8 protein-coding genes and 1 pseudogene are annotated in these 12,394 nt (G+C 65.7%); 2 read left to right on the plus strand and 7 right to left on the minus strand.

What is annotated here, in order from left to right; genetic code table 11:
- Positions 1 to 21: 21 nt before the first annotated feature.
- The 4 genes and pseudogenes from K1X41_RS07600 to K1X41_RS07615 form a co-directional block, all read right to left on the minus strand.
- Positions 22 to 1,812 carry a dipeptide ABC transporter ATP-binding protein gene (locus tag K1X41_RS07600; RefSeq protein ID WP_220175731.1) on the minus strand — a complete coding sequence of 597 codons (1,791 nt, stop codon included), beginning with the start codon at positions 1,810 to 1,812 and terminating at the stop codon, positions 22 to 24.
- Complete coding sequence (locus tag K1X41_RS07605; RefSeq protein WP_133617205.1) at positions 1,809 to 2,678, minus strand: ABC transporter permease; 870 nt, start codon at positions 2,676 to 2,678, stop codon at positions 1,809 to 1,811. Before K1X41_RS07605 ends, K1X41_RS07600 begins: the two co-directional genes overlap by 4 nt.
- A pseudogene (locus tag K1X41_RS07610) lies at positions 2,675 to 3,683 on the minus strand (ABC transporter permease). The gene K1X41_RS07605 and the pseudogene K1X41_RS07610 overlap by 4 nt, the downstream one beginning before the upstream one ends.
- Positions 3,684 to 3,696: 13 nt before the next feature.
- Entirely contained in the window at positions 3,697 to 5,349 is a 1,653-nt protein-coding gene (locus K1X41_RS07615) for a TIGR04028 family ABC transporter substrate-binding protein (RefSeq protein ID WP_220175732.1), read from the minus strand.
- A gap of 228 nt (positions 5,350 to 5,577) precedes the next feature.
- Between K1X41_RS07615 and K1X41_RS07620 the strand changes: the two genes are divergently transcribed.
- Entirely contained in the window at positions 5,578 to 7,692 is a 2,115-nt protein-coding gene (locus tag K1X41_RS07620) for an FAD/NAD(P)-binding protein (RefSeq protein WP_220175733.1), read from the plus strand.
- Complete coding sequence (locus K1X41_RS07625) at positions 7,685 to 8,410, plus strand: SDR family oxidoreductase (RefSeq protein ID WP_133617202.1); 726 nt, start codon at positions 7,685 to 7,687, stop codon at positions 8,408 to 8,410. The genes K1X41_RS07620 and K1X41_RS07625 overlap by 8 nt, the downstream gene beginning before the upstream one ends.
- 139 nt (positions 8,411 to 8,549) lie before the next feature.
- On the opposite strand, the gene K1X41_RS07630 is transcribed toward K1X41_RS07625, so the two are convergent.
- The 3 genes from K1X41_RS07630 to K1X41_RS07640 all read right to left on the minus strand — a co-directional run bounded on the left by K1X41_RS07630 (position 8,550) and on the right by K1X41_RS07640 (position 12,289).
- The gene (locus K1X41_RS07630; RefSeq protein ID WP_220175734.1) at positions 8,550 to 9,923 is read right to left on the minus strand and encodes an amidase family protein; all 1,374 of its coding nucleotides are present in this window, start codon (positions 9,921 to 9,923) and stop codon (positions 8,550 to 8,552) included.
- A gap of 133 nt (positions 9,924 to 10,056) precedes the next feature.
- The gene (locus K1X41_RS07635) at positions 10,057 to 11,481 is read right to left on the minus strand and encodes a purine-cytosine permease family protein (protein WP_132206024.1); all 1,425 of its coding nucleotides are present in this window, start codon (positions 11,479 to 11,481) and stop codon (positions 10,057 to 10,059) included.
- A 37-nt stretch (positions 11,482 to 11,518) separates the two neighbouring features.
- A complete protein-coding gene (locus tag K1X41_RS07640) occupies positions 11,519 to 12,289 on the minus strand; it encodes an SDR family NAD(P)-dependent oxidoreductase (RefSeq protein ID WP_132206022.1) in 771 nt (256 codons plus the stop codon).
- Positions 12,290 to 12,394: the final 105 nt, after the last annotated feature.

Raw genomic sequence — 12,394 nt, forward strand, 5'->3', positions numbered from 1 at the left:
GGGGTCCTTTCAGGGATCAGATCATGGTCGCTGCAACAGCAGCGGCTCGGCAGGATTCACGGCAGCAGGCCTAGCGGCACCCGCACCAGCGGCACCGGCTCCGGCGGCACCGGCAGCCTCGGCCCCAGGCCCGACGCGCAGCCCGGCGCCGGGAATCGCCGCGAGCAACGCACGCGTGTAGTCGTGCTGCGGATCCGCGAAGACCTGCTCCGCAGTCCCGAACTCAACCTGCGTGCCGTGCTGCAGCACTGATACCGTGTCGGCGATCTGCCGCACCACCGCGAGATCGTGGGAGATGAAGATATAGGTCAGTCCAAGCTCGGACTGCAGTTCAGAGAGCAGGCGGAGAATTTGAGCCTGCACGGTGACGTCAAGCGCCGAGACGGCCTCATCGAGCACCACAAGCTCCGGCTCAACGATCAGCGCGCGGGCAATGGCAACGCGCTGACGTTGGCCACCCGAGAGCTCGTGCGGCTTGCGATCGCGCAGCTCAGGCGCGAGCGCGACGAGGTCAAGCGCGCGTGCGATGCGGTCATCCCGATCTCGCGGCGAGCCGATCTTGAAGTTGCGCAGCGGCTCCCCCAGCACTGCGCCAATGGTTTGGCGCGGATCCAGCGATCCATAGGGGTTCTGGTACACGAGCTGAGTGTGCCGACGGAACGCTCGCACATCGCGCAATTGCGTCACGTCGGTGTCACCGACAGTGATGGTGCCGGAGGTGGGGTGTTGGAAGCCCGCGATGGCGCGACCAGTGGTGGTCTTGCCGGATCCAGATTCGCCGACGAGCGCGTGTGTCGTGCCGCGCGGCACAGTGAAGGACACGTCATCGACGGCGACAAAGGAGCTCGAGCGCCCCGCGACGCGGAACTCCTGCCGCAACCCCGAGACCGTCACCAGCGGCTGCGTCGTGGCACCGCGGCTCGCACCACCACCGGCACGTGCACCGGCAGCAGCACCACCGGGCTTCGCCTCCCGCGTCACCACGCGCGTCAGCGACGGCGCATCGCTCAGCAGCTTCGCTGTGTAGGGCGAGGCTGGAGCCGACAGCACTGCCGCCGACGGCCCGGCCTCCTGCACCTCGCCGCCGCGCATCACGACAATCGTGTCTGAGCGATCCGCGGCTACCGCAAGATCGTGCGTGATGAACAGCACTCCCATACCGGTCTCCGCTCGCAGCCCGTCGAGCAGATCGAGCACGGTCTGCTGGATCGTGACGTCGAGGGCACTGGTTGGCTCGTCGGCGATGATCAGCTCGGGCTCCAGGGCGAGCGCCGCAGCGATCAGCACCCGCTGCCGCATGCCACCGGAGAGCTCGTGCGGGTACTGCTGCGCGCGCGTCTCAGGATCGTCGATGCCGACCCGCTCCAGGAGTTCAAGCACACGCGCCTGGACACGGCGGCGATCGCGCCAGCCGTGGATGCGGAGTGCTTCGCCGACGCTCGCCCCGATCTTCGCGACCGGGTTGAGTGAGTTCCCCGGATCCTGCGGGATCAGGCCGATTCGGCGCCCGCGCACTTGGCGCCAGCTGCGCTCCGAGAGCGTATCGAGGCGCTCGGTGCCGTTGAGCTCACTGTGCAGAGTGATGTCTCCAGCAGTGACCGTGCCGTTGCTTGCGAGCAGCCCGATCACGGACTGCGCGACCGTGGTCTTTCCCGACCCGGACTCACCAACGAGCGCGGTGACCTGGCCTGGCGCGACTTCGAGCGAGACGCCTCTGACGGCGTGCACTGGTCCGTGGCTGGTGCGGTATTCGACCGCGAGATCACGGACGCTGAGTAGCGGAGTGGTGCTGAGCACTGGGGTGACGCTCATGCGGAATCTCCTCCTCGGATTGCCTGGCTCAGGCGGTTCGTGGCGAGCACAATAGCGACGACGACAACACCGGGAAGCACAGTGAGCCACCATGCCGTTGCGACATAGTTGCGGCCCTCTGCAATGAGCAGGCCCCACTCCGGTGTGGGCGGCGGTGCACCATAGCCGAGGAAGCCGAGTGTCGAGATCTGCAGGATCGCGGATCCGAGCTGCAGTGCCGCGAGCGCGATCACCGGGGTGAGCGAGTTCGGGAGAATATGGCGCCACAGGACACTGGCGAAGGTGCCACCGGATCCATACGCGGCCTCAACGTACTCGCTGACGCGCACGCTGACCACCTGTGACCTCGCTAGGCGGGCGAACACCGCGATCGACGTCACACCGACAGCGATCGCCGCGTTCGTGGTGCCGAAGCCGAGCAGAATCACGATCGTGAGTGAGAGCAGAAGGGCCGGGATCGCGAGCAGCACATCGACAAGGCGCATCAGGATCTCATCGAGGAAGCCGCCGACGGATCCGGCGAGCACACCGATCGTGGTGCCGATCACGAAGCCGACAGCGACGGCGACGATCGCGCCAACGATCGACTCGGATGCACCGAAGATCACGCGCGTGTAAACGTCACGCCCCGTCGCATCGGTGCCAAACCAGTGTGCGCCACTCGGGGCTTGCAGCGCAGGGCCGACCGTCTCAGTGGGGCTGAATGAGGTGAACAGGCCAGGCGCGATCGCCCAGGCGAGCCCAAGGACGATGACGAACACCGGGAGCGCGAAGCGGAGCCAGGTGATAGAGCGCTCGCGGCGCCAGAACACCTGCGTGGTGCGGGGGCCAGCGCCGAGCTGCCGCGTCGGTCGTGTGAGAGTCATCGCAGCGCTCCCTGCGTGGCAGCGGGCTTCGCGGTCTGCTCCGGCGCGGGCTGGGATGCGGGCTTCGGTGCTGGCGCCGGGGCCTTCACGCGCAGCCGGGCGTCAAGCACCGGGTAGAGCAGATCGACGATGAGGTTAATGAAGACGAATACGACCGTGCTGAGCACCACGACGGCGAGCAACACCGGCGTATCGCGGTTCGCGACCGCCTGCGCCGTGAGCTGGCCCACACCAGCGCGGGCGAAGACCGTCTCTGTGATGACGGCGCCGCCGACAAGCTCGCCGAACAGCAGCCCGGCCATCGTGAGCGTGGGGAGCAACGCGTTTCGTGCAACGTTGCGCCACAGCAGCCAGGATGTGCTCGCCCCGCGCGCGCGCGACCGTGACGAACGGCTGCGCGCGCACCTCGTCAATGCTGCGCATCAGCACTTGGGCGAGGGGCGCCGCGATCGGGATCGCAATCGTGATCACTGGGAGGATCAACGCTTCTGGCCCGGTGGCACCGATCGCAGGGACGAGGCCGAGCTGGAACGAAACGACTTGGATCAGGATGATTCCGATCCAGAACACCGGCAGTGAGACAAAGAACGGCGGCAGATTGCGAAACAGGCGGCGCAGCCACTGCGCCGAGCCGTAGGTCGCGGTGAAGGCAATGGTCACGGCGAGGAATACCGCGAGCGCAAGTCCGAGCACCGCGAGAGTGAGCGTGGAGGGCAGCGCCGCCAGGATCAGCGTCGAGACCGCCGTGCCGCTGTAGACGGAGTAGCCGAAGTCGCCCCGCAGGAACGCCCCGAGCGATTCGAAGTAGCGCGCGAAGAACGGCCGATCCGAACCGTAGGTGGTGCGGATCTCATCGAGTTGCTGCGGTGTCAGTCCCAGGTCTGGGTTGCCATAGCGCGCCAGCACGGCGTCGCCAGGCAGCGCAGCAAGGAGGATGTACACCGCGGTGTACGCGAGCGCGAGCACCAGCAGTGCTTGCAGCAGGCGCCGCACAACAAATGAGATCCGCACCCCGCACCTACCGGTTCAGCCAGGTGCTGTAGAAGGACGGGCGGCCGACGGACTCGGTGTGGAAGCCCTGCACTGCGTCGGTGAGACCGAAGACCTGCGGCTCCTCGAAGATCGGCAGGATATAGGCCTGCTCAGCAAGGCGCTGCTGGGCAGCTGCCGATGCGGTGGCCCGATCCTCAGCGCTGGGCTTGGACGCGACATCGGAGAGCAGCGTGTCGAGCTCCTGATCACCGATCGAGTTGTCCGCAGGATCGAGGTTCAGCAGGGTGTTGCGGTTCGCCGAGAAGTACTGCGACTTGAGCACGTCGTAGTCGGCACGGCCGACCATGGAGTGGTACACCTGGATGGTGTCGAGCTCGAGGCGCGCTGCATCCTGTGCTGCCTGGTCTCCGCCGTAGAGCTTGACCTCGATGCCGAGCTTGCCGAGCTGCTCCTGGATCAGGGTCACCACCTCTTTCGAGCGCGGCTGCGGCAGTGCTTCGTTGAAGGTGAGGGAGAGACGCTTGCCGTCTTTTTCAAGGATCCCGTCACTGCCGGCCTTCCAGCCAGCTTCGTCGAGGAGCTTCGCCGCGAGCTTGGGGTCGTACGTGTAGAACTCCGAGGTGTCCGTGTACCCCAGCGCGGTCTTCGCGAGCGCTCCGGTGGCGAGCGGGTAGCTGTCCGTGAACAGTGTGCTCACGATCGTCTCACGATCGATGCCTGCGATGATCGCCTCACGCACTTTGATGTCGTTCAAGAGCGGGTGGCGGAAGCGGAAGCTCAGGCCATTGTTCACACCGTTGGTCGAGGCGGCGAAGATCGAGAGGCCGTCCGCAGCGAACTGCGGCTCGTCAGGCGCCTCGATCTGACGGGCGATGTCCGCCTGCTTCGACACGACGGTGCCCACACGCACGCTGCTCTCGCTTGCGACCACGATGGTGATCCCGTCAAGGAAGGGGCTGCCCTGGTGCTCGACCGACGGCGGCGCCCAGTCGTAGTCGTCGCGCGCCTCGAGATCGATTTCGGTGCCGATCTTCTCGTCGGCGATCACGAACGGGCCGCTGCCGATGATCTGCGTCGCGTTGCCAGGACCAAAGCCCTCGGCATTGAGATCGAGCGTCGCATCGGACACAAGACCCGAGTTGATCGTGGAGACGGCCTGCGCGAAGCCCGGCGACGGAGCGGAGAACACGAACTTCACTGTGTGTTCGTCAACGACCTCGCCGTGGTCGTAGTTGTTGATGGCCTCGGAGACGGTGAGGGCGCGATCCGGATCGCCAGCGCCGAAGAGGTCGAGGTTCTTCACGACGTTCTCCGCCGTCAGCGGAGTCCCATCGGAGTAGGTGACGTCGTCGCGCAGCGTGAACGTGTACTCCGTCGCGTCGGCGTTGACCTCGGGGAGCGCGGTCGCGATCCAAGGCTCCAGCTCGAGCGTCTCCGGGTTCTGGTAGAGCAGCCGGTCCGTGATGTTGTTCACGATCCCGCCGTTGGGGTAGAAGCCGGCGGCCGGCGGGTAGAGCGTGTTCCAAGTCTGCGGTTCGAGATAGGAGAGTGTGCCACCAGCTGTGGGCTCACCCACCGGAGCGGCGCTGTCGCTCGCCCCTGAGGCGCATCCGGCCAGGAGCGCTGTCGTGGCGGCCAGGGACAGTGCGGCGAGGGCCGCACGGCGATTACGTGACATGGATTCAATCTCCGGGTGGTGGGTGATTCGCACTAAACATGCGCTGCGCTTCTACGAGGTATTGCGAAAGGTTATTGTTCCACGCGGAGCGCTCCGCACACAATCCGAGCGAGACGCGCGCCGTCACACTGCGTAATCGTGGGGGTAGCGCGGATCAGGGTCTCAGCTCTTCCAAGTTAGGCTTATAGCAACCATCATCAAAACGAAAGTGACGCGGACCCCGCCACCATGACACACGCCCCCGCCCCAACACCGCAACACGCGACACCGAGCATCGCCATTGTCGGCCTCGGGCCACGCGGTGTCTCACTCGTCGAACGCCTCGGAGCTCACCTCAGCGCCGCGCCACTCGCCGCACGGCAAGGCATCGAGCTGCACCTGATCGACGACGCGCAGGCAGGGGCCGGCCGGATCTGGCGCACCGACCAGGAGCGCGAGCTCTGCATGAACACGCTGGCACACGCAGTCACGCTATTCACTGAGCCGGGAAGCTCGGTGCGTGGACCAGTGCAGCAGGGGCCAACGCTCTACGAGTGGGCGATACTGGTGCGCGACGCAGGACTCTTGGCCCAGGCTTCGGCACACACCGCGGCGGTCGAACCGATCCCCGCGTCTCACACCGCGACGTTTGCGACCCATCCGGTGCGCCCCGGCCTCGCGGACGACTACCGCGCCGAGCTCGCCAGTCTGCGGCCGGAGTCGCACCCGAGCCGCGCACTGTACGGCGAATATCTCGTGTGGTGCTTCGAACGCGCCATCACCGCGCTCCCCTCACCCGTCACCGTGGTCCGGCACCGCGCCCGCGCAGAGCAGATCGAGCGCGTGGGCGGACGTGAGCTGATCACACTCAGCTCCGGCCCCTCCATTGCCGCCGACTCCGTCATCCTCGCGACCGGATGGCTGCCCCGGGCTTCGACAGCGGCCGAGCGTACCCTCGAAGCGGCACTCGCGAACCGGCCCGAGCTGAACTGGGTGCGCCAGGGCAGCCCCGTGGATCAGGATCTCAGCGAGGTCGCCGCAGGGGCTCCCGCCATCGTCCGCGGCCTTGGCATGGGTTTCTTCGACACCATGGCGCTCCTGACGCTCGGTCGAGGCGGATCCTTCGCCCCCGATCCGAGCGCGTCTGGTGGGCTGCGCTACGCTCCCTCCGGGCGCGAGCCGATCTTGCACGTGACCTCGCACCGTGGTGTCCCGTTCCGAGCGAAGTCGCTGTACCGTTCACTTCCACCGCGAGCCGAGCAAACGCTGCTGCGCGAGGTGGACTGGGAGTCGGTCCCCCGCCCCATCAACTTCGACCAACTGCTCTGGCCACGCATCGTTGCTGACGCATTCATTGCTCACGCGAGCACGCTGCGCGAGAGTTCGCCGACGGCGCTCGGCGCTGATCCGGCAGCCGCCGACGCGACGCTCGGTGCCATCGTGGCGGCGGCCCGGGCCGCGATCGCACCGATCCTCGATGGCACCGTGCCCGCGACTCTGGATGAGCCGGTGTCACGGGTCGCCGCTGTGGTCGCTCCGTTCATCGCAGATCCCGCAGACAGCTTCGACCTCGCAGCGGAAATTCACCCCGTGACCGAAGCGTTCCGGGACCCCACCAGCTTTGATGCGTGGATCTCCGCCCGGGTCGAAGCAGATCTCGACGCAAGCGCACAGGGCCGCACGAACGCCGTAAAGGCAGGACTCTGGTCCATCAGTTCGGCCCGCGCCCTCACCGGGCGCATCGGCACGCTGGGCGGCTTCGACGCTGAGTCGCGCGCGAGCGGCTACGCACAGCTTCACGCCGTGGGCGGCATGGTGGGATCTGGCCCTCCGGCATTCCGCGCCAGCCAGCTACTCGCGCTCGCGGATGCTGGGCTCGTGCACTTCATTGGCCCAGAAGCCGAGGTGACGGTGACTGAGCGCGGTTTCGTCGCGGCGTCCCCGCTCGTCGCAGGATCCGAGGTCACCGCCACGACGCTCATCGACGCATGGATGCACTTCCACCGCATCAACGAAAGCACCGATCCGCTGACCCGCAGCCTCCTTTCCGCTGGCCGCGCGCGCCCGTTCCGGATCACCGCGCGCGGGGCCGACGCACCGCTCGTCGCCACTGGCGGCTTCGACATCGATGGCGCCACGGGTCTCCTCGTCGGCGCGGAGGGTACGCTGGATGCTGCCGTGCACGTCGCCGGGATCCCGGTCGACGAGACACTGCACGATACGATCATCAGCCCGATGCCAGGCACTGATCCGCCCATGCTCCGCGAGACCGATCGCGTTGCACTGAGCGCGCTGCGCATCGCGCGCGCGGCCGCGCACCAGGGCGGCCCCGTCCTCACCAGAACAGGAGCCCACCATGACTGAGCACACCCCCGTAGCCCTCGTCACCGGAGCGACCGGCGGCATGGGCCAGGAGATCGTGACCGAGCTCTCCCGCACGCACCACGTCATTGCAGTTGGCCGCAACGAAGCACGGCTCGCGGCGCTCGCAGCCGATATCGCCGCTGGGTCAGCGGAGTCTGCTCCAGCACGCATCGAGACGTGGCAGCTGGACCTTTCCGATCCTGCGGCCGTTGGCACGCGGATCGCAGCGCTCGATCGCCTTGACGTACTCGTGCACGCGGCGGCGATCAGCCGGAACTACCGCGTCGACGCCGCAACCCCAGCCGATTGGGCCGAGCACTTTGCCGTGAATGTCACCGCACCCGCGGAGCTCACGCGCCTGTCCTTGCCGCTGCTGCGCGACTCCGAGGGCACCATCGTGTTCATCGGGTCGGGGGCAGGCACCAAGCCGGTGCCCGGCAACGTGGTGTACTCAGCGAGCAAGTATGCGCTGCGCGGGCTCGCCGATGCGCTGCGCATCGAAGAAGAGCCGCAGCGAGTGCGTGTGGTGACCCTCGCTCCCGGCCAGACCGACACGGAGATGCTGCGCGGCTTGGTGCCAGCGGAGCAGTACGACTCCGGGCGCTATATCCAGCCGTCCTCGGTTGCCGGAGTGGTCCGCTTCCTGGTGGACGCGCCTGCTGACGTGCAGATCACGGACGTCGCGGTACGCCCGCGCCAGGAGATTGTTCGGCTGTAGGGCGCGCGCTGGTCGGCACGGCTCTGCGCACCCTCCCAACCCACCACACCCCGCCGAGCGCACAAAATGTGCGGTCGAGACACGATCTCGACCGCACATTTTGTGCATTTGGCGCTTGGGTGAGGACTACGCGCGGTAGTCAGTCACCAAGCGATAGATGAACGCCGCCACCGCTTCGCGAAAGAACATGGTCGTCGGCCAGCAACACCGGCGCCACTTGGCGCGCAAGAGCGAGCAATGCGCGGTCGTGCGAGCGGAGCCCCTCGATCGAGATTCCCACAGGTAGTCCGTTTGTTGAGCGACCAGCAGGCAGCGAGACGACTGGGTGGCCTGCTACGGAACCGGGATTGACGTTTCTCGTGCCCCACGCAAATATCTCCGGGTCCGCGCTGCGACCTGGGCCGACAACTCGCGGGGCCACACGGGGCACGCTGGGGTACAGCAAACCTGCGAGACCAAGGTCAGCCATGAGGGTTGTGTACACACTCTGCAGTTTCAGCCTTCGGCGTAGCGCGCTTGCATACGCAGGCTCCGCTGTCGCGAAGCGAGCAGATTCGCTGAGCAGATCCCCGACGTCCGAGCGAGCCACCTGATCGAGCAGGTCCCGAAAGCTCACCGGGATAGGAAGTCCCCCGAGATATGCGGAGAGCGCGTGCGAAATCTCAAAGAACTCGATCTCTGTGCCGCACGATGCTTCGAGTCGATGGAGCGCGGAGGTGTCGACGGGCACCAGCTCAACGAAGCCAGATTCGCACAAGCGTTCCTGTGCACGCACCCATCCCGTGTGAATGTCCGCATCCAGTTCGCGCGTGTAACCGGAATTCTGCAGAGGCACGCCGAGCCGCACTGCGGTACCGACGCGTCCGCCACGAGACACCGTCGCAGCGGCTCGGCGTCGCCCAGGCACGTTGCACACCACTCTGTCTACGAGTTCGAGGAGCTCAGCGCTCTCGGCAATAACCCCAACGGTGTCACGAGTGGGAGAGAGCGGCACGATCCCTCTGGAGGGCCACCGCCCCGTGCTCGGGCGAAAGCCAAATACCCCGCACCAGGAGGCGGGGATTGAAATCGACCCACCGGTGTCGGTGCCGAGCGCGAAGGGCACGATTCCCGCCGCAACTGCCGCAGCGCTCCCACCGGAGGACCCTCCAGGGGACCGCATTGGATCCACTGGGTGAAGTGTCGCGGGAAAAGCGGCAGCACTCGTCGTAATTCCGAGTGCGAGCTCATGCGTGTTCGTTTTACCAACGAGCTGAGCACCAGCCGCCAGCAGTCGCGCAACGACCGGGTTGTTGCGCTGCCGCCCCATCCCGAGCAAAGCTGGCGTGTTCGCGGTTGTCGGCAGCGCTCGAGTATCGATGTTGTCTTTCACCGCGAACGGGACACCACGCAGTTCGCCGGCTGTGGCACCAGCGACCTCCGGGATCGTGCACTCGCGTTCGGCCGAGATCGCGACAAAGCTGCGAGTCCTGTCCGCGTGCGCACGACGAACCGCTTCCGAAAAGCTGTGCATGATCTTCCCCCCTGCTCTGGCCGAAGAGGCCCGAAGAGGCCCGAATTGCCCGGATCGCAGTGGTGGCCGGCGGGGAATCCTCGCCGGCCACCCGACAGTGAGGAGCCCCCGCCTGCCACCTCGGCGGTGGTCGCTACTGCCCCGCGTCGACGAGCTCGCGAAGCGGTGAACGGCGCTCCGATGCGCGCTGCGCGAAGAAATAGACCGGACAAATGATGAGCAAGCCGACGATCCAGGAGATGTCCACTCCCCCAAGCGCTGCCCCGATGGGCCCGGTATACAGCTCGGTCACCATGAATGGCACCTGCACCAGAGCACCGAGGATGTAGCACCCGATCGCAACCCAGTTGAAGCGGCCATAGATTCCGCCGTCCTGCCGGAAGAAATCAGACACTCGGTACTGGCCATGCTTCAGCAGGTAGTAGTCAACGAGGTTGATCGCGGTCCACGGCACGAGCACGTACAACAGCAATGCCAGGAAGTTGGAGTAGTACACCAGGAAGTTGTCTGCTCCGACGAGCGCGAGGGTGAGCGCAACTGCGAAGATAATGACCGCTGTCACTGCTCGGGTACCAGCCCGCGGTGTCCACTTGGGCCGGAACGTCTGCACAACCGTCAGCGTCGACAGCACTCCGCAGTACAAGTTCATCGAGTTCGTTGCTGCGACGCCGAGGGAGAAGATCCCCACGATCAGGACGGTGAGCGGTTCCATGAGCACGCCCATACCCTCGACCACGTTGTCGGCGTTCATGCCGAGCGCGAGGAGCTTCGCGCCCACCAGGGCCCCGAGGATCATCGGCAGGGTCGCGCCCAGCACACAGCCCCAGTACGAGGTCCAGAACGCCTGCTTTGAGCCGATGCCCTGCGGGAGGTAGCGCGAGTAGTCGGACACATAGGGCGCGTAGGCGATCTGCCAGAGCGCTGCCACGGACAGGGTGCCCATGAACCCGCTCCAGTTGAATCCGCCAGCGGCAACTGCCTCGCTGGCACCGCCCATCGTCGTCATCAGCAGGATGAAGGCCACGATCAGTGCAAGTCCAGAAACCACACTGAGGATCCGCGTATATGCGTGGATCAGTCGGTAGCCATAGATCGTTGCGACCACGCTCGCGATGCCGATGATGATGATCCCGGCGGGAACGGGCAACCCGGGGATAATCGTCGAGAGCGCCTGCCCGCCGAGCACCAGGTTCGCCGCGAAGAAGCCCACATACATGAGCACGGTGACGATCACTACGAGGAGCGAACCGTATGAGCCGAACTGGCCACGGGTCTGCACCATCTGGGGCACCCCGAGCTGTGGGCCTTGCGCGGAGTGCAGCGCCATAAAGATCGCGCCGAGGAGATTGCCTATGGCGACTGCCCCGACTGCGCTCCAGAAATCGAGGCCGAACACCGTGGTGCCAAGTGCCCCTGTCACGATGGTCAGCACCATAATGTTGGAGCCAAACCAGATCGTGAAGAGATCCCGTGGTTTGCCGTGCCGCTCGTCGAGCGGGATCGGTTGAATCGTTTTGTCCTCAATGGTGGGAACTTGTGAGTGCGTCGTTGCAGTCATGTCAGGACTTCCTTCGTAGTGGTGGTGGGCGCCTGACCTACTTGGTCAGGAACCCGCCGTCAATGGGGAGCGAGACTCCCGTAATGAAGCCGGCATCGTCAGACAGCAGAAACGCGATCCCGGAAGCAATTTCCTCCGGCTGCGCGAGACGACCCATGGGGATCGGGGCTGCGAGTTCTGCCTTGGCAGCCTCGAGCTCTGCACCTTCAACGCCGAGCAGACCCGCAATCAGCGGCGTATCGCAGTCGGAGGGCAGGACCGCGTTCACGCGGACCCGATCCTGCGCGTGCTGCACTGCCATCTGACGGGTGAGGTTGATCACAGCGCCCTTCGACGCGGCGTAGCCGCACTCATCCGGGTTCGCGACCATCCCGAACACTGAGGCGATGTTCACGATTGAGCCGCCGCCAGATGCAATGATCTGCGGGATTGCATACTTGCCGGTGAGGAAGATGCTCTTCACATTGATCGCCATGGTCTTGTCCCACGCAGCCTCACTGCACTCCACCACACCCCCTTCGCCAAAGGCGACACCCGCACAGTTCACGACGAAGTGCACGCCGCCGAACGCATCGTTCAGCTGTGCCACACCGGCTTCGACCTGCGCGGCCGAGGTCACGTCGGCGACAACGACGAGCGCTTCGCCGCCCGCCGCGGTAATCTCCTCGGCGACGGCCTGCGCTGCCTCCTCGCGAAGGTCAACGACCCCCACGCGAGCCCCCTCGCGAGCCAGTCGCAGCGAGACCTGTCGGCCGATTCCCGAACCGCCGCCAGTGACGAATGCCACCTTTTGAGCCAGACCATTCATGTCTTCGTTACTCCTTCTGCGTCATTGCAATCCGTGCCTGCTCTGGCACGGCTCCCAAGCTCAGTTTCACCGCGTTCGCTAGATAACGGAAATACTGAAAATGGC

It is taken from the genome of Leucobacter luti, from assembly GCF_019464495.1.
Lineage (GTDB): Bacteria > Actinomycetota > Actinomycetes > Actinomycetales > Microbacteriaceae > Leucobacter > Leucobacter luti_A.

Coding starts and splice junctions, on each gene's coding strand:
- K1X41_RS07625 (WP_133617202.1), top strand. CDS start 7,685: ATGACTGAGCACACCCCCGTAGCCCTCGTCACCGGAGCGACCGGCGGC.
- K1X41_RS07600 (WP_220175731.1), bottom strand. CDS start 1,812: ATGAGCGTCACCCCAGTGCTCAGCACCACTCCGCTACTCAGCGTCCGT.
- K1X41_RS07615 (WP_220175732.1), bottom strand. CDS start 5,349: ATGTCACGTAATCGCCGTGCGGCCCTCGCCGCACTGTCCCTGGCCGCC.
- K1X41_RS07605 (WP_133617205.1), bottom strand. CDS start 2,678: ATGACTCTCACACGACCGACGCGGCAGCTCGGCGCTGGCCCCCGCACC.
- K1X41_RS07635 (WP_132206024.1), bottom strand. CDS start 11,481: ATGACTGCAACGACGCACTCACAAGTTCCCACCATTGAGGACAAAACG.
- K1X41_RS07630 (WP_220175734.1), bottom strand. CDS start 9,923: ATGCACAGCTTTTCGGAAGCGGTTCGTCGTGCGCACGCGGACAGGACT.
- K1X41_RS07640 (WP_132206022.1), bottom strand. CDS start 12,289: ATGAATGGTCTGGCTCAAAAGGTGGCATTCGTCACTGGCGGCGGTTCG.
- K1X41_RS07620 (WP_220175733.1), top strand. CDS start 5,578: ATGACACACGCCCCCGCCCCAACACCGCAACACGCGACACCGAGCATC.